The following is a 17,326-nucleotide window of genomic DNA, read 5'->3' on the forward strand; positions in this document are numbered from 1 at the left end:
GGACGGCCTGATGTGCGCGAGAACCGCGCCACTCTTAGACTAAAGTCATAATCCCAAAGCATCTCTCTTTTTGATCTGTCGTTTCTGGCACACTCTCGTCAGGCGTGTCGCGGCCAGGGGTATGCTTTGAGGAGAGTAGGTCGCGCGCGTGATCATCACTCTGTGGAGGACAGACAATGGCAAATGTCGCAAGCATCGACGGCGCGAAGGCCGGTCCGATGACCGGCGAGGAGAAGAAGGTCATCTTCGCCTCTTCGCTCGGCACCGTTTTCGAATGGTACGATTTCTATCTCTATGGCTCGCTCGCCACCTATATCGGCGCGACCTATTTCACCCAATATCCCGAGGCAACGCGCAACATCTTCACGCTGCTCGCCTTTGCCGCCGGCTTTCTGGTGCGCCCCTTCGGCGCGCTGGTGTTCGGCCGTCTCGGCGATCTCGTCGGCCGTAAATACACCTTCCTGATGACGATCATGATCATGGGTCTGTCGACCTTTCTCGTCGGCGTCCTGCCGGGTGCCGCCACCATCGGCATCGCAGCCCCGATCATCCTGATCGGGCTGCGCCTGCTCCAGGGTCTGGCGCTGGGCGGTGAATATGGCGGTGCGGCAACCTATGTCGCCGAACATGCGCCGAACGGGCGCCGCGGCTACTTCACCTCATGGATCCAGACGACGGCGACGCTCGGCCTGTTCCTGTCGCTGATCGTCATCGTCCTGGTTCAATATCTGATGGGTGCGGTCCAGTTCGCCGCCTGGGGCTGGCGCATTCCGTTCCTGGTCTCGGTCGTCCTGCTCGGCATTTCCGTCTGGATCCGCCTGAAGATGAACGAATCGCCGGCGTTCCAGCGTATGAAGGCGGAAGGCAAAGGCTCCAAGGCGCCACTGACCGAGGCCTTTGGGACATGGAAAAATGCCAAGATCGCGATCATCGCGCTTCTCGGTGCCACCATGGGCCAGGCGGTCGTCTGGTACGGCGGCCAGTTCTATGCGCTGTTCTTCCTGCAGAACGTGCTGAAGGTGGACTTGTTCTCGGCCAATGTCATGGTCGCCATCGCACTTCTCCTCGGCACGCCGTTCTTCGTCATCTTCGGCGGTCTCTCCGACAAGATCGGCCGCAAGCCGATCATCATGGCAGGCCTTCTCATTGCGGCGGTGACCTATAATCCGCTGTTCAAGGCGATGACCTGGACGGCGAACCCGGCGCTGGCCGAAGCGCAGGCTTCGATCCGGGCAACGGTGACGGCTGATCCGGCCGATTGCAGGTTCCAGTTCAATCCGACCGGTACCGCGAAGTTCACCAGTTCCTGCGACGTGGCAACGGCGTTCCTGACGAGGAATTCGGTCCCTTACGACGTCGTGCCCGGTACCGCCGGACAGCCGGCAACGGTGAAGGTCGGCAACGCGACGATCCCAAGCTTTGACGTCGTCGCTGCCGGCGACAAGGCCAAGGGCATGACCGCCGCCTTCGAAAAGGGCGTCAACATTGCGCTCCATGATGCCGGCTACCCGCTGAACCGCGGCGCCGTCAAGGTGCCGGATGCCAAGCTCGATGCCTTCATCGCAGCCAATCCGGAACTGTCGCTCAATGCCGATGCCGTGCGCGCCGGCGAGAAGGAAACCGTACCAGCGGCCAAGCTGGTCGAGACCAAGCTGCTGACGGCGGATGAGGCCAATGGCGTCACCGACATGGTGGTCTACAACATCGCCAATGGCGGCACTTTCGCCATGGTTGCCGATCCGGCCCGGGTTAACTGGATCGGCACGATCGCCGTGCTGTTCGTCCTCGTCCTCTATGTGACGATGGTCTACGGCCCGATCGCCGCTCTGCTGGTCGAGCTTTTCCCGACCCGCATCCGCTATACTGGCATGTCGCTGCCCTATCACATCGGCAACGGCTGGTTCGGCGGCCTGCTGCCGGCGACAGCCTTCGCGATGAGCGCTGCCGCGGGTGATATCTATTACGGTCTCTGGTACCCGATCGTCTTTGCGTCGATCACGCTGGTGATCGGCCTGATCTTCCTGCCGGAAACGAAGAACAGGGATATCCACGCCATGGATTGAGCGGCGGATTGAGGCCAATCCGCGCTTGAGAAAAAGGCCCGGCGCTCACAAGGCGCCGGGCTTTTCCATATCACGGCGCCGCGCGTCTTTTCGGACGCGCAAAGGACATTTTGAATTGCTGCATGATTTTATCCTTAAATCGATTCCGATTTAAGGAATTATGCAGTGCGAAACAGGCGCTTCGAGAGCGGCCAGCCATCCGGCGCCAGTTTGAAGAGCAAGCCGCAGCGGGCAAAGACGATCGCCGTCAGCAGCGAGAACCAGCCGCCGAAGGCAAGGCCGGCGATCACGTCGCTCGGATAATGGGCGCCGACCATGACACGCGTCATGCCGAGCCAGATGGCGCAGGCGATGAAGGCAACGCGATAGCGCGGAAACAGCAGGGCAAAGGCGGCGAAGAAGGCGCCGACCGTGGTGGAATGGCCGGACGGGAAACTTTCGAAAGCGGAATGGCCAGAAAAGGGCGTGAAGGAAAACATGCCGTAGTCATGGAAATGATCGGGACGCGCCCTGCCGATTGCCCGCTTCAGCAGATTGGCGAGAAGCCCAGAGAAGACAACCGTGATGAAGAGATAGGCGCCGATCCAGCTGACGTAGAGTGCCTGCGCCTTGGAGCGCGCCGTCTTCACAAGCTTGTAGCCTGCCCGGCCCTGAAAGAACAGCAAGATGCTGGTGTAGATCAGCCAAGCGGAATCGCCGAAACCGGTCAGCATCTCGCCGAGGTGCTTCACCGGCGCGGGAGCTTCGCTGGCGCCGATCGGCGCGTCGAAGAGCAGCATGGAGAGGATCACCGCATTGAACGTGATGAAGAGGCAGGCCTGCCAACGCAAAGGCGGCATGCCGGCGCTACTCCGGCGCCAGCGCCTGTTCAGGGAAGCCCAAAATGCCCGCATTCCGTCGTCCGTTCGAATTTGCCCTAAAGTGCCACGACGCGCTAAGGACGCTCTATTATTTTGAATTGGCGCATAATCCATTGGAAGATCGTTTCCAATGTCGAGGTTATACGCTCGTTAAAATCCGGCGCAAAAATACACGAGATTGTGGCCGAGGATAGTCGGTTTGGGATAATTCGACCAAGCCGATGCGGCTCGCGGCCTTGAGAAAAAAGCCCTCCGCAAGAATCCTGCGAAGGGCCAGAACTGTTTCACGTGAAATATCAGGCGGAAAGCGTCTTGAACTCGGCGAGGATCGCATCGCCCATCTCGACGGTGCCGACCTGCCTTGCGCCATCGGCCATGATATCACCGGTGCGGATGCCCTTGTCGAGCACGTTGGCGATCGCCTTTTCCAGATCGTCGGCTTCCTTCACCAGATTGAAGGAGTAACGCAGGCACATGGCAAAGGAGGCGATCATGGCGATCGGATTGGCGATGCCCTTGCCGGCGATATCGGGGGCCGAGCCGTGTACCGGTTCGTAGAGCGCCTTGCGCTTGCCGGTCTTGCCGTCAGGCGCGCCGAGCGAGGCCGACGGCAGCATGCCGAGCGAGCCGGTCAGCATAGCGGCGACGTCGGAGAGCATGTCGCCGAAGAGGTTGTCGGTGACAATCACGTCGAACTGCTTGGGCTGGCGCACCAGCTGCATGCCGCCGGCATCGGCCAGCATGTGTTCGAGCTGGACGTCGGAATATTTCGCCTTGTGCGTCTCTGTTACCACCTGGTTCCAAAGCACGCCCGACTTCATGACGTTGCGCTTTTCCATGGAGCAGACGCGGTTCTGCCGCGTGCGGGCCATTTCGAAGGCGACACCGGCGATGCGCTCGATCTCGTAGGTATCGTAGACCTGCGTGTCGATGCCGCGTTTCTGGCCATTGCCGAGGTCGATGATCTCCTTCGGTTCGCCGAAATAGACGCCGCCCGTCAGCTCGCGGATGATGAGGATGTCGAGGCCTTCGACCAGCTCCGGCTTCAGCGACGAGGCCGCAGAAAGGGCCGGATAGCAGATGGCGGGGCGCAGGTTAGCGAAGAGCTGCAGATCCTTGCGCAGGCGCAGCAGACCGGCTTCCGGGCGCACTTCGTAAGGCACGCTATCCCATTTCGGGCCGCCGACGGCGCCGAAGAGAACGGCATCGGCGGCAAGTGACTTCTGCATGTCGGCTTCCGAGATCGCAGCGCCATGTGCATCATAGGCGCAACCGCCGACAAGGCCTTCGTCGGTGACGAAACCGGCATTCATCGCCTCGTTCATATAGGCGATGATCTTGCGGACCTCGCCCATGGCCTCGGGACCGATGCCGTCACCCGGCAACAGGAAAAGATTGCGCGCTGTCATGAAACCCTCCTGGGAAAAACTAGTTGCGGCTTCTTAGACCCCGGAAATGGGCATTTCAAGCGACGGAAGCGGTGAATCGGTACGCTTCGCTCTGAGCAGCGATGGTTGCTCCTGCGCCTGCAAACGGATTAGAACGGCAGCCCGACCTTTATTTCCCTGGATGGTTCCCATGCCTTTCGCGCCTCTCCATCTCGACACGCCCTTGGTCCAGACGGCACCTGGCTACAGCGTCAGCGGCAAACCGCTCTGGCTGAAGCTCGATGCGCTGCAGCCTTCCGGCAGCTTCAAGCTGCGCGGCGTCGGACGGCTTTGCCAGCACGAGGTGGAAAATGGGGCGCGCGAGATCTTCTGTGCTTCCGGCGGCAATGCCGGCATTGCCGCGGCTTATGCCGGCCGGGCGCTTGGTGTGCCGGTCACGATCGTCGTGCCGGAGACGACGGCGGCCGATGTGCGGCAGACGATTGCCGCGACGGGCGCGAATGTCCTCGTTCACGGTTCGGTTTTCGATGAGGCCAATGCCCATGCAGTCGACCTCGCCCGGAGCCGAAAGGCGACTTATGTTCACCCCTTCGACCATCCGCTTCTGTGGGATGGCCATGCCACGCTGATCGACGAGGTGGTGGCGAAAGGTGCAAAATTCGATTGCGTCGTCACCAGCGTCGGCGGCGGCGGGCTGCTTGCCGGCATTGTCGAGGGGTTGAAGCGCAACGGGCTTTCCGATGTGCCTGTTATCGCCGTCGAAACTGAAGGGGCGGCCTCGCTCCATGCCAGCCTCCAGGCGAGTGAGCGTATCACCCTTCCCGCCATTACCTCGATTGCCAATTCGCTCGGGGCGCGGCAGGTGGCGCAGCATGTCTTCGACCTGCCGAAGCAGCATCCGATCGAAAGTGTTGTCGTCAGCGACGCCGATGCCGTTGCCGCCTGCCTGAAATTTGCCGATGCGCAGCGCATTCTGGTCGAGCCGGCTTGCGGTGCGGCCCTTGCCGTTGCCGATGTGCATGCCGGGCTGCTTCAGCGCTTCGACAATCCGCTTATCGAAGTCTGCGGCGGCATCGGCGTGTCGCTCGAAAAGCTTGAGGCCTGGAAAGAGAAATTTCTCTGATGTGCCGCAAAAGAAAAAGCCGGGCAAAAACCCGGCTTGATCGGCAACCGATTGGAGAGGCTCAGGCTGCCCAGGGATGCGAAGTGGCGTTCTTCTTTTCGAAGCTGTCGATCGCCTTGCCCTTTTCCAAGGTCAGGCCGATATCGTCGAGACCGTTCAGCAGGCAGTGGCGCTTGAATTCGTCGAGATCGAACTTGATCAAGCCACCATCGGGACCGGTGATCTCGAGATTCTCAAGATCGACGGTCAGGATGGCGTTGGAGCCGCGCGAGGCGTCGTCCATCAGCTTGTCGAGATCTTCCTGGCTGACCTTGATCGGCAGGATACCGTTCTTGAAGCAGTTGTTGTAGAAAATGTCGGCGAAGCTGGTCGAGATGACGCAGCGGATGCCGAAATCCAGAAGCGCCCAGGGGGCGTGCTCGCGCGAGGAGCCGCAGCCGAAATTGTCGCCGGCAACGAGGATCTTGGCATCGCGATAGGCCGGCTTGTTCAGCACGAAATCCGGGTTTTCTGAGCCGTCCTCATTGTAGCGCGCTTCCGCGAAGAGGCCGGTGCCGAGGCCGGTGCGCTTGATCGTCTTCAGATAATCCTTCGGAATGATCATGTCGGTGTCGACGTTGACGACCGGCAGCGGCGCTGCAACGCCGGTGAGCTTCACGAATTTATCCATGATCCATGCTCCATTTCAGCAAATCTACTTTCTGAATTTGCATCTAGTCCAGTTTTTCGCCGAAATGAAGGAGAATCTTTCACAGACGGCGGCCACGCGACGTTTCGCGCGATCCGCCGATTGCGCCTGTCCCCTTATTTGGACGGTGCGTTCAGGCCCCAGAGGACGCCGAACGGATCGCGAAGCTGGCCGTAGCGGTCGCCCCAGAACATCAGTTCGACCGGCATGACGACTTCGGCGCCGGCAGCAACCGCGCGATCCCACCAGAAATCGATATCGTCGATAACCAGTTGAATGGCGAAGCCTTCATGGCCTTTGAAAGGATGGCCGTATTCGGGATAGGCATCCGACAGCATGAGGGAGCTGCCGTTGATGTAGAGATGCACATGCATCGTTCGGCCGCTCTCGTCGACCGGCACGAGATATGCCTCTTCGGCGCCGAAAGCCCTCTTGTAGAATTCCGCAGCTTTCACCGCGCCGTCGACCGTCAGATAGGGCAGCAGGCCATTCTTGACCGGTGGCATCTTCGTCGGGTTGCTCTCTGTCGTCGTATCCATGCTCGTCCTCCATACGTTTTTCACGAGCCGGCAGAATGCCTGGCTGTTTCAAGGACGCATGATGGAATCTGGAGCCGACAGTGTCGGTCAAAATTTTTTGGAAAATTCGGTGATCAGAGATCGATGATCGTACCGCGGCCGTCGTTCCACACGCGCATCTCCGGCTTACCATTGTTCGCCTTGGCGCGGACCGGAGCGGGCTTCATCTTCATCGAAAGCGCGCGTCCGACCATGAGCACGGTCAGGATGGCGCCGACGGCGAGCGTCACCGAAAAGGTGAGAAGCAGCATGGCCACGAAAACGGTGGCGCCGGCAAGCATGAGGAAGATGGAACGAATGTTCTGCATGGTTAGAGACCTTTCTTCGGAAAGGAATGTGGTCCTTCTCTTTCCTCTCTGCAAGGCAAGCATGGCTTTTTGTTGTTCTGCTCGATGTTCTGGGGTGGGCTGCTTGCTTCGGCTTTCAAAGCTTGGCACTAATTCGCCATGAGCCGAAACCCCGCGACCCGCTCCGCCCGCCTGCGCCGTTCGGTGCTGAGCGTGCCCGCCATCAATCCCCGCGCCCTCGAAAAAACCCATGCGGTCGATTGCGATGCGGTGATCTTCGATCTCGAGGATTCCGTGGCGCCGGAAAGGAAGGCGGAAGCGCGGGAAAATCTGAGGAATTTCTTTTCGGCTCGGCCGTTCGAAGGCAAGGAACGGATTATCCGCATCAATGACCTGTCGACCAATTTCGGCCTGGCGGACATGGAACTGGTAATCGCGCTCAATCCCGACGCCGTGCTGCTGCCGAAGGTCGACGAACCGCAGGATGTCATGGCGGTCGGCGACCTTCTCTCCGAGGCGGATGCACCGGAAGATCTGCGTATCTGGGCGATGATCGAGACGCCGCGTGGCATCCTGAATGCGGCTGTTATCGCCGAAGCCGGGCGCACGCCGGGCTCGCGGCTCGATTGCCTCGTCGTCGGGCTCAACGACCTGCGCAAGGAAAGCGGCGTGCTGCCGCAGCCGGGGCGGAACTATCTCGTGCCGTGGCTGATGCAGGTCGTCCTTGCGGTCAGCGCCTACGGGCTCGATGCGATTGACAGCGTCTTCAACGATTTCAGGGACGAACAGGGTTTTGATGCCGAATGTCTGCAGGGCCGGGCGATGGGCTTTGCCGGCAAGATGCTGATCCATCCGGCGCAGATCGAGCCCGCCAACCGCCATTTCGGCCCGGATCCGGCAGCGATTGCGGAAGCGGAGGCGATCATATCGGCCTTTGCCGATCCTGCCTCCGATGGGCTGAACGTCATCAATGCAGGCGGGCGGATGGTCGAGCGGTTGCATCTTGTCCAGGCGGAAAGTCTGGTCCATAAAGCCCGCCTGATCGCAGCCCGCCAGGCTGCAGCACGAAAGACGATGTGATGAAACTCTACCGCTTCCTGACCGGTCCCGACGATGCTTCCTTCTGCCACAAGGTCACTGCCGCCCTCAACAAGGGCTGGTCGCTGGAGGGCTCGCCGACCTATGCCTTCAATGCCGCAACCGGCGCGATGCAGTGCGGTCAGGCCGTCGTCAAGCATGTCGAAGGCAAGGATTACCATCCTGAGATGAAGCTCTCCGAGCAGTGAGGCTCAGCGCATAATCCTTTCCGAAAATCGTAATCGATTTTCGGAAAGGATTATGCGTGATTGAAAGTGATGGAGCGTCCTTAGCGCGTCCTTTGGACGCGCGGCGCTCTAGCGCTCGGCGGCTTCCTCGGCGCTTGCCTCGATCCGCTCCATGTCATCGTCGCTCAGCCCGAAATGGTGGCCGATCTCGTGGATCAGGACGTGGGTGATGATATCGCCGAGCGTCTCGTCGTTCTCAGCCCAGTAATCGAGGATGGGGCGGCGGTAGAGGCGGATGCGGTTCGGCATCTCGCCGGTTTCCAGCGTGAAACGTTCGGAAATGCCCCTGCCCTCGAAAAGGCCGAGCAGATCGAAAGGGGTTTCCAGCGCCATGTCCTCGAAAACGTCGTCATCGGGGAAATCTTCGATCTCGATCGTGAGGTTGGTCGTCAGCTGGCGGAATTCATCCGGCAGATGGCTATAGGCCTCCATGGCCAGCGACTCGAAGGTGCTGATCGTCGGCGCATGGCGGTCCCGCCAATCATCGCTCTGGTCTATGCGGGCCATGAATATTCCTTCCTTTGCGGGCCCATATAGAACCTTTATCGCCGATTTTCGAGTGCGGAATCAAAGGCAGGAATAAATTCATAGAAAATGGCCGTTGACTCTTCATTAGCTCTCTGGAATCTATAAGAACATAACAGGAACAAGACGGATCGGAGAACGCCATGGCGCAGCACGCCCTGGCGCGCGAGCGGCTTTTTGCGCTCCGCGAAACCATTGCCCGACTGGAGGGAAGGCCCGCGCCGGCGCTTGCCGCAGCGGAACAGGAAGCCCTGGCAGAAGGACGCAAGACCCGCCAGGAGCGCATTCTGCCGCCCCTCGCGTTTGGGGTGGAGTTTCTCGACGGGGCGCTGGAAGGCGGCCTGCCGCTCGATGCGATCACCGAATTCCGCTCGGCTCTGTCTCGTGATGCAGGTGCTGCAAGCGGGCTGGCGATGGCTGTTGCCGCGCGACTGCAAAAACGGGAAGCGGATGCCGGCCGCCTTCTGCCGTTGCTCTGGATCGGCGATGCCGTCGGCACGCTGGAGGCCGGTCGTCCCTATGCTCCCGGGCTTCGGGATTTCGGGCTGAGCCCGGAGCGATTTCTCCATGCGGCGCCGCGCAAGCTGGACGAGGCGCTCTGGCTGGCGGAGGTGGCAGTGGAAAGCGCTGCCTTCTCGGCCGTCATCTTCGAAGTGCGAGGCAATCCCGCCCATTTCGGCCTGACCGAAAGCCGCAGGCTTAGTCTCAGGGCGCATGCTGCCCGCCGCCCGCTCTTTCTTGTCCGCCAGGCCGGGGCGGAGGAGGCAAGCAGTGCGGCCTTCCGTCTGCATGTCGAACCAGCCCCGTCCGGTCTGCGGCCGTTGCCGGATGGATCGAAACTTTCCGGCAGCATCGGCAATCCGATTTTCCGTCTCACGCTGGAGAAGAGCCGCAATCCGGCCCCGCTCTCCTTTCTTCTGGAGTGGAACCCCCATGAACGCGAATTTCTCCCTATCGCCGAACCAAACCTCGTTCGTCCTCCAGGCGAACAGTCAGCGCATTCTGGCGCTCAGCTTCCCGCATCTGCCAACGGATCGCATCGCCCGCAAGCGATGGGGGCTCTCCTGGCGTTCGAAAGGGCGTCCTGAGACGCCGCCTATCGTCTGTTCCGGCAAGCTCAACAATGCCCTGCGGCTGACGGCACTGGACGAGTTGGCCGAGAGGCTGGGGTTGAGGAAGGAGCTGGGCGTTGCCGAAGCGCGCGCCATGTACCCCATGCTCGAGGTCGCGGAAGAGGATCCGGCGGCCGACCGCCGGTTGCTGGAGGCAATTGCCGACTGGTGCGACCGTTATACGCCGCTGGTGGCGTTCGACGGGAAGGACGGTCTGTTTCTCGACATTAGCGGTTGCGCCCATCTCTTCGGCGGTGAAAAGGCGCTTCTTCGGGATGTGCTGTCGCGGCTTTTTCATATGGGGTTCGATGCGCGGGGCGCGATCTCATCGTCGCCCGGCCTTTCCTGGGCCGCTTCCCGCTTCGGGCAAGGCGGCGTGATCGAGGACGAAGGGACGGAACATGTGCTGATGTCCTTGCCGGTCGCAGCCCTGCGGCTGGAGGGACAAACCGTCGATGCCCTGAACAAGCTCGGTCTGAAATATATCGGCGACGTCATCGATGCACCGCGGGCGCCGCTGACCCGCCGGTTCGGCCCGGAGCTGCTTCTGCGTCTCGACCAGGCGCTGGGACGTGAAGAGGAGCCGGTCTCGCCCCGGCGTCCTGTTGCCAGCCTTTCGGCCGAAAGCCGTCTGATCGAGCCCATCGGGACGGAAGAGCAGATCCTTACCGTCACTAGGCAGGTCGCCTTATCGCTGCAGCCGTCGCTGGAAGCGCGGGGGGCTGGCGGACGGGTGTTCGAACTGGTCCTGTTCCGCGTCGACGGCAGGGTCTTTCGCATCTCCGTCGGCGCTTCGCAGCCGCTTCGCGAACCAAAGTTCATTGCCGGGCTTTTTTCCGAGCGATTGCAGGCGGTCTATGACGATCTCGATGCCGGCTATGGTTTCGAGATCGTGCGGTTGAATGTGTTGCGGCACGATCCCTTCAACGAAGCGCAGGGTGATTTCGAAGGCGACCGGCAGGGAGAGATCTCGCTTTCGGCCTTCGTCGACCGGGTCTCGGCCCGACTTGGTGCGGATTGCCTGCAAAGCTTCCAGCTCCGCGAGAGCCATGTTCCGGAACGCGCCGTCATCACGGTTCCTGTGATGGAGAGCCTTCCCAGGCGGAAGGCCGTGCAGGACATCCAGCTTCCTTTCCGCGAAGAGCGCCCGCTGCGGCTCTTTGCAACGCCGGAGCCCGTCGAGACCATACTTGCCGAAGTGCCCGATGGTCCGCCGCAGATCTTTCGCTGGCGGCGCATGCAGCATCAGGTGGCAAGAAGCGAAGGGCCGGAACGGATTGCCATGGAATGGTGGATCGATGGAAATTACGCCGAGGCGCGTGACTATTTTCGCATCGAGGATGAGACCGGACATCGCTTCTGGATCTATCGGCGGGGCTTTTATGGTCAGGCGCTTGATCCTCGCTGGTTCATGCATGGCGTGTTCGCATGACAACCGCGCGCGCATTCTTCGAGATCGGCACAAGGACGAACTTCTCGTTTCTTGAAGGCGCCTCTGGCCCCGAGGAGATGGTCGTGCAGGCTGCTCGTCTACGGCTCGGCGGTCTCGGCGTTGCGGACCGGAATTCGGTTGCCGGTGTGGTGCGGGCGCATGCGCAGGCGGAGCAGCTTGAGGAGAGATATAAAAACAGGGACGAGATTATAGCCCAAGCGGAGAAGGAAGGAAAAAAGGAGGAGATCCTCGATCCTATCCGGATTCAGCCGGGCGCTCGTCTCGTCTTTTCCGATGGAACGCCTGATATCCTCGCCTATCCCCGGAACCGGCGGGGCTGGGCGAACCTTTGCCGTCTTCTGAGCGCCGGCAACCTGAAAGAAGAAGCGGTCAAGGGAAGCTGCATTCTGACGGAAGCGGAACTCATGGAATGGGGGGATGAGATGATGCTTGCTCTCGTTCCCGATCGCACCCTTGTCGACCGTCAGGCGGGTCAGTCGACGCTGGAAGATTATCTGGAACGGTTCCGCAGACGGTTCCGCAAGGCATTTTTCATGGCGCTGTCGTCAGCCTATGATGGCCGCGACAGGCAGGTCTTTGCGGTGCTTGCCATGCTTGCCGCTCGAAACCGCGTGCCGCTGATTGCAACCAACCAGCCGCTTTACCATCATCCTGAACGGCGGCCGCTTTCGGATATCGTGATCGCGATCCGGGAGCATGTGCAGATATCGCAAGCCGGATTCCTTCTGGCGCCGAATGCCGAGCGTTACCTCAAGGATTCACGTGAAATGACCCGGATCTTCCGGGACTATCCTGGTGCGATCGACAATACGCAGGCCTTTTTCGGCAAATTGACCTTTTCGCTGAAGGAACTGGAGCACAATTATCCGCCGGAAAACGATCCTGGTGAAACGCCGCAGGAGACTCTCGAAAGGCTGACGAGAGCGGGAGCGGCAAGACGCTATCCCAAGGGTATCCCGCCCAAGGTGGCGCCACAGATCGAGTATGAACTCGATCTCATTAAAAAAAAGAAATATGCCTCTTATTTCCTGACGGTTCACAGGATCATCCAGCACGCCCGCTATGAACTTAAGGTCTTGTGCCAGGGGCGCGGATCGGCGGCAAATTCGGTCATCTGTTATTGCCTTGAAATAACGGAAGTCGATCCTCAAAAAAGCACACTGCTCTTCGACCGCTTCATTTCGATGGATCGCGACGAACCGCCGGATATCGATGTCGATTTCGAGCATAACCGGCGCGAAGAGGTCATCCAGTTCATCTATAAAAGATACGGCATAGAACATGCTGGGTTGACGGCGGGGGTGACGACCTACCGTACGCGCTCGGCGGGCCGTGAGGTCTCCAAGGCCTTTGGGCTCTCGGAGGATGTCCAGTCGGCGATCAGCAGCCTCGTCTGGGGCTGGTCGGAGGATAATCTCTCGGAGCGGGACGCGAAGGCGGCGGGTCTCGACGTCAAGGATCCGGTGACCCGAAACGTTCTTCAGTATGCGTCCGAACTTCTCGGCTTCCCGCGCCACCTCACCCAGCATGTCGGCGGCTTCGTCATCACGCGCGATAGGCTCGACGAGGTGGTGCCGATCATGAAGACGGCGATGCCGGATCGGTACATGATCGAGTGGGACAAGGACGACCTCGATAACGTCAAGATCCTCAAGGTGGATGTGCTGGCGCTCGGCATGCTGACCTGTCTGCGGAAGGCCTTTTCGCTGCTTGAATTGCATTACGACGTGAAGAAGACGCTCGCAGACCTCGGCAACAAGGAGCATGGGAACGAAGGCGAGCCGGTTTACGAGATGATGGGCCGGGCCGATACGCTCGGCGTCTTCCAGATCGAAAGCCGGGCGCAGATGAGCATGCTGCCGCGTCTTAAGCCGAAGGTGTTCTACGATCTCGTCATCGAGGTGGCGATCGTGCGGCCAGGACCGATCCAGGGCGATATGGTGCATCCCTATCTGAAGCGCCGGGAGCAGCGGGCCAAAAACATTCCGATCAAATATCCGAGCAAGGAGCTGGAAACGGTTCTGGAAAGAACCCTCGGCGTGCCCTTGTTCCAGGAACAGGCCATGCAGATCGCCATTACCGCCGCCGGCTTCAAACCGGCGGAAGCCGACAAGCTTCGCAGAGCGATGGCGACATTCAAGAGAACGGGTACGATCGGTAACTTCGAAAAGCGGTTCATCGAAGGAATGGTCTCAAAGGACTATGATCCGGAGTTCGCGAAGCAATGCTTCAACCAAATCAAAGGTTTCGGGGAATACGGTTTCCCGGAAAGCCATGCCGCCTCCTTCGCGCTGCTCGTTTATGCTTCCTCATGGCTCAAGGCCTATTATCCCGACATCTTCTGCACGGCGATGCTGAATTCCCAGCCGATGGGATTTTATGCGCCGGCGCAGCTGGTGCGGGACGCACGCGAGCACGGGGTAAAGATCCTGCCGGTCGACATCAATGAATCGAACTGGGATTGCGGTCTGGAAGAGGCTGTCTTCGATCGGAATGCCATCGATTTCCGACATGACAAGATGCGCGAGGTCATCAAGACCCGGCATGCGGTGCGGTTGGGTTTCCGGCAGATCAAGGGCCTTTCGACAGACGATATGGAGCGGCTCGTCAGCAATCGAGGCGAAGGCTACGGTTCGGTACGCGATCTCTGGCTGCGGTCCGGTCTGCAGAAATCCGTCATCGAGCGACTGGCGGATGCCGATGCGTTCCAGTCCCTCAAACTGTCACGACGCGACGCGCTTTGGGCGGTGCGGGCGCTGGATCTGAGGAACGCGGCCGAGGAGCTGCCGCTCTTCGAGCAGGTCCGTCATGTCGACCTCCAGATCGAGCCTGTAGCGAAGCTGCCGGAAATGCTGCCGGGAGAGCAGGTCATCGAGGACTACCGTTATCTCTCACTGTCGCTGAAGGCGCATCCCGTCTCCTTCCTGCGTGAGGAATTGCGCAAGGCGGGTGTGACGCGCAATGTCGATCTGTTGAAGGTCGCGAACGGGCAGAGGGTGACGATTGCGGGCCTCGTGCTGGTGCGCCAGCGACCTGGTTCGGCAAAAGGTGTGATCTTCATGACGCTGGAGGACGAGACCGGGGTGGCCAATGCGATCGTCTGGAACAAGATATTCGACAAATACCGCTCAGTTGTGATGGGCGCCCGGCTGGTGAAAATCCGCGGCAGGCTGCAAAGCCAGAGCGGAGTGATCCATACCGTCGTCGAGCATATCGAGGACATGACGCCGGCGCTTGGTATCCTGCAACGTGAGGCCCGGCGTTTCGGCGTCTGCGAGCGGGCAGACGAGGTGCTGAGGCCGGGTGTCGATCAGCGGCAGAAAAAGGCTGCGAATGCGCAGGAGCGGGCGGAGCTGGAAAAACGGATGGTTGCCACAGGCCGCCATGCCGGCGCGGGGGAAACCGCTGAGGTTATGCCGCGCGGACGCAACTTCCATTGAAGTACGTCGCAGCGATCAGGACCATGCAGGTTGTCTTCATTTGCCTTATGGCGTCATCATCCTGAAACCGCTGCATAATCCCGGACGATATGCATGAGGCCTCATTCGCACACCGTTGTTCAATGCTGCGGACTCGAATTTTTTCTTGACAGCCACCATCTTCTTTAGCAGAAAACACGATAGTCAGTGTCATGTTTGGAATGAAGACGTGCTTGTCTGCAGCTGCAATTATATAACCGATAAGGAAATCCGGGAGGTTATCACCAATCTTCTCGATGAAGATTGTTGGCAGCTTATCGTGCCTGCGAAGGTCTACCACGCCATGGAAAAACGCGGCCGCTGCTGCGGTTGCTTCCCCAACGTCGTCGACATCATTATCCAGACGACGGAGGAATATCACGCCCGTCGCCACTCGACGGAGACCGAAATATTTGATTTCATGTCCCGCTTGAAACAATTCCATGAGGAAAACAGGAGAGCGGACATTGAAAGGCGACAAAAAGGTCATCGAGCGGCTTAACGAGGCGTTGTTCCTCGAACTCGGTGCGGTCAACCAATATTGGGTTCACTATCGTCTTCTTGAGGACTGGGGCTACACCAAGCTCGCCAAGAAGGAGCGCGCCGAATCCATCGAAGAGATGCACCATGCCGACCGGCTAGTTGCACGCATCATCTTCCTCGAAGGCCATCCCAATCTGCAGACCCTCGCACCTCTGCGCATCGGCCAGAACGTCAAGGAAGTTCTAGAAGCCGATCTTGCCGGCGAGTACGACGCCCGCACGGCCTACAAGAAGTCGCGCGATATCTGTCATGACGCCGGCGACTACGTTTCCATGAAACTTTTCGAGGAGCTGCTGGCGGACGAGGAAGGTCATATCGACTTCCTCGAAACACAGATCGACCTGCTCGAGAAAATCGGTGAGAGCAAATACGGCCAGCTCAACGCCGATTCCGCCAACGAAGCCGAATAAGATTCGAACGAGATGCCGGCCGCCGATGGCGGCCGGTGACCCTATTCCTGCTGCCGAGCACAAACGGTAGCAATCATCCAGCGGCAATCAGTCTTCCGATTGAAGTGTTTCCAAGTGCTGGAACTCGGCCACCACCTGGTCATAGACGGCGCGCTTGAAGGGCACGATCAGCTCCGGCAGTTGCTGCATCGGCTTCCATTCCCAGGCATCGAATTCCGGTTCATGGCCGCCAGGCGGCGGGTTGATGGCGATTTCGCTGTCGTCGCCATCGAAGCGGAAAGCGAACCAGCGCTGAGTCTGGCCGCGGAATTTTCCTCTCAGCCCGATGCCGATCAGTGCCGGCGGCAGATCATAGTTGATCCAGTCTCTCGCTTCGGCAAGCAGGGTCACCGTCTTGATGCCGGTCTCCTCGTAAAGCTCGCGGTAGGCGGCGTCCAATGGATCCTCGCCCTTGTCGATGCCCCCCTGCGGCATCTGCCAGAGCTGCGGCGAGCCGTCATATTCGGAATTGCCGTCGGAGATGCGCCGCCCGGCCCAGACGAGGCCATCGCGGTTCAGGATCATCACGCCGACGCAGGGGCGGTAGGGCAGATCCTCGGCTTTCACGGTCGCCTGGCTCATCTTCTTCTCCGTTCTGGGATTCTTCTCAGGGATTCTCTCAAGGATTCCTGGGGTCGTTGGAAAGGGCGGCAACGCCGACAATCTCGATGCCGCGCATCGCAGCCTCCTCGCTCCATTTGGCGATGGCGTCAACGCTCTCATCGAAAGCGGCGGCGACGCCGATCGCCTGGCCGTTCTTGCGGGCAATGCGCTCGAGTTCGTCGAGCTTCTTCAGGACGGCATTGATATCAAGCTGGCCGTCGAGCTGCAGGTCGGCGAAGGCATAGGGCAGTTCGGTTCCCTTGGCGATCGCCGCCGTCTTCGACTGCGCTGATGTGCCATCGTCGAGAAACAGCAACCCGCGCTTGCCGATGTCGCGCATGACAGGCTCCATGGCGGCGGGATCAGACAGGAAACGGCCGCCGAGATAATTCATGACGCCGGTATAGTTGGTGATCTCGCCCATCGCCTTGTGCAGGTTCTCGATGTTGCGGGCGGCCGACTTCGTGGTCAGCAGCGTTTCGGGGCCCGGATCGTTCGCCGGATAATCAAAAGGTTCGAGCGGTACTTGCAAAAGGATCTCGTGACCGCCGCGGCGGGCCTCCTGCATCCAGCGCTGCAGGCTGTTGCCGCTTGCGGCGAAAGCGAAGGTGATCTCTTCCGGCAGTTCGGCGATGGCGCGCTGCGTTCCGGTCTGGCTGAGCCCGAGGCCGCTGACGACGATGGCGATGCGGACGCCGCGCGCGCCGGACGAGGGACGCGCATATTGATCCATCGGCCTCCGGCCATCGGGGCCGACGATCGGCAGCCTGCCAAAAGGCGTCTCTTCGAGCAGCGCATCATTGGGTTGGGCTGCCATGCGCGGATCCTGGCCGATCTGCATGGCGTCGACCAGCACCGGCCCGCCGCCGTC

Annotated in this window: 16 protein-coding genes and 1 pseudogene; 9 read left to right on the forward strand and 8 right to left on the reverse strand. The window is 60.2% G+C overall.

The window, feature by feature from the left end; genetic code table 11:
* Positions 1–176: 176 nt before the first annotated feature.
* A complete protein-coding gene (locus MOV76_RS07650) occupies positions 177–2,063 on the forward strand; it encodes an MFS transporter (RefSeq protein WP_130718349.1) in 1,887 nt (628 codons plus the stop codon).
* 158 nt (positions 2,064–2,221) lie between these two features.
* On the opposite strand, the gene lpxE is transcribed toward MOV76_RS07650, so the two are convergent.
* Complete coding sequence (gene lpxE, locus MOV76_RS07655; protein ID WP_247264231.1) at positions 2,222–2,956, reverse strand: lipid A 1-phosphatase LpxE; 735 nt, start codon at positions 2,954–2,956, stop codon at positions 2,222–2,224.
* Positions 2,957–3,219: 263 nt separating this feature from the next.
* The gene (gene leuB / locus MOV76_RS07660) at positions 3,220–4,332 is read right to left on the reverse strand and encodes a 3-isopropylmalate dehydrogenase (RefSeq protein WP_247264232.1); all 1,113 of its coding nucleotides are present in this window, start codon (positions 4,330–4,332) and stop codon (positions 3,220–3,222) included.
* A gap of 169 nt (positions 4,333–4,501) precedes the next feature.
* On the opposite strand from leuB, the gene MOV76_RS07665 reads away from it, so the two are divergent.
* Positions 4,502–5,434: a pyridoxal-phosphate dependent enzyme gene (locus MOV76_RS07665; RefSeq protein ID WP_247264233.1), complete on the forward strand. Its 933-nt coding sequence runs from the start codon at positions 4,502–4,504 to the stop codon at positions 5,432–5,434.
* Positions 5,435–5,495: 61 nt separating this feature from the next.
* Here MOV76_RS07665 and leuD read toward each other — a convergent pair whose 3' ends face one another.
* The 3 genes from leuD to MOV76_RS07680 form a co-directional block, all read right to left on the reverse strand.
* Positions 5,496–6,104: a 3-isopropylmalate dehydratase small subunit gene (gene leuD / locus MOV76_RS07670; protein ID WP_247264234.1), complete on the reverse strand. Its 609-nt coding sequence runs from the start codon at positions 6,102–6,104 to the stop codon at positions 5,496–5,498.
* Between the two features lie 134 nt (positions 6,105–6,238).
* Entirely contained in the window at positions 6,239–6,661 is a 423-nt protein-coding gene (locus MOV76_RS07675; RefSeq protein WP_247264235.1) for a glyoxalase/bleomycin resistance/extradiol dioxygenase family protein, read from the reverse strand.
* Between the two features lie 113 nt (positions 6,662–6,774).
* Positions 6,775–7,008, reverse strand: coding sequence for a hypothetical protein (locus tag MOV76_RS07680; RefSeq protein ID WP_018448376.1), 234 nt, complete (start codon positions 7,006–7,008; stop codon positions 6,775–6,777).
* 138 nt (positions 7,009–7,146) lie between these two features.
* On the opposite strand from MOV76_RS07680, the gene MOV76_RS07685 reads away from it, so the two are divergent.
* A complete protein-coding gene (locus MOV76_RS07685; protein ID WP_247264236.1) occupies positions 7,147–8,067 on the forward strand; it encodes a CoA ester lyase in 921 nt (306 codons plus the stop codon).
* A complete protein-coding gene (locus MOV76_RS07690; RefSeq protein ID WP_018244122.1) occupies positions 8,067–8,273 on the forward strand; it encodes a DUF1737 domain-containing protein in 207 nt (68 codons plus the stop codon). Before MOV76_RS07685 ends, MOV76_RS07690 begins: the two co-directional genes overlap by 1 nt.
* Positions 8,274–8,381: 108 nt before the next feature.
* On the opposite strand, the gene MOV76_RS07695 is transcribed toward MOV76_RS07690, so the two are convergent.
* On the reverse strand, positions 8,382–8,819 hold the full coding sequence (locus MOV76_RS07695) for a metallopeptidase family protein (protein WP_003589582.1): 438 nt from the start codon (positions 8,817–8,819) through the stop codon (positions 8,382–8,384).
* A 161-nt stretch (positions 8,820–8,980) separates the two neighbouring features.
* Here MOV76_RS07695 and MOV76_RS07700 point away from each other — a divergent pair, with 161 nt between their 5' ends.
* The 5 genes and pseudogenes from MOV76_RS07700 to bfr all read left to right on the forward strand — a co-directional run bounded on the left by MOV76_RS07700 (position 8,981) and on the right by bfr (position 15,813).
* On the forward strand, positions 8,981–9,925 hold the full coding sequence (locus MOV76_RS07700; RefSeq protein ID WP_247264237.1) for an ImuA family protein: 945 nt from the start codon (positions 8,981–8,983) through the stop codon (positions 9,923–9,925).
* Between the two features lie 10 nt (positions 9,926–9,935).
* Positions 9,936–11,381, forward strand: coding sequence for a DNA polymerase Y family protein (locus MOV76_RS07705; RefSeq protein WP_309506111.1), 1,446 nt, complete (start codon positions 9,936–9,938; stop codon positions 11,379–11,381).
* Complete coding sequence (locus tag MOV76_RS07710; RefSeq protein ID WP_247264238.1) at positions 11,378–14,842, forward strand: error-prone DNA polymerase; 3,465 nt, start codon at positions 11,378–11,380, stop codon at positions 14,840–14,842. The genes MOV76_RS07705 and MOV76_RS07710 overlap by 4 nt, the downstream gene beginning before the upstream one ends.
* Before the next feature lie 89 nt (positions 14,843–14,931).
* Positions 14,932–15,362: pseudogene (locus MOV76_RS07715) on the forward strand ((2Fe-2S)-binding protein).
* The gene (bfr, locus tag MOV76_RS07720; RefSeq protein WP_017966050.1) at positions 15,328–15,813 is read left to right on the forward strand and encodes a bacterioferritin; all 486 of its coding nucleotides are present in this window, start codon (positions 15,328–15,330) and stop codon (positions 15,811–15,813) included. Before MOV76_RS07715 ends, bfr begins: the two are co-directional and overlap by 35 nt.
* An 87-nt stretch (positions 15,814–15,900) precedes the next feature.
* Here the strand turns inward: bfr and MOV76_RS07725 are convergent, their stop codons facing one another.
* Positions 15,901–16,434, reverse strand: a complete 534-nt coding sequence (locus MOV76_RS07725; RefSeq protein WP_018244117.1) for an RNA pyrophosphohydrolase — start codon at positions 16,432–16,434, stop codon at positions 15,901–15,903.
* A 37-nt stretch (positions 16,435–16,471) separates the two neighbouring features.
* Positions 16,472–17,326: divergent polysaccharide deacetylase family protein (locus MOV76_RS07730; protein WP_247264239.1), on the reverse strand; the 855-nt coding region annotated here is incomplete at its 5' end.

The organism is Rhizobium sp. PRIMUS64, from assembly GCF_023006465.1.
GTDB classification, from domain to species: Bacteria; Pseudomonadota; Alphaproteobacteria; order Rhizobiales; family Rhizobiaceae; genus Rhizobium; species Rhizobium leguminosarum.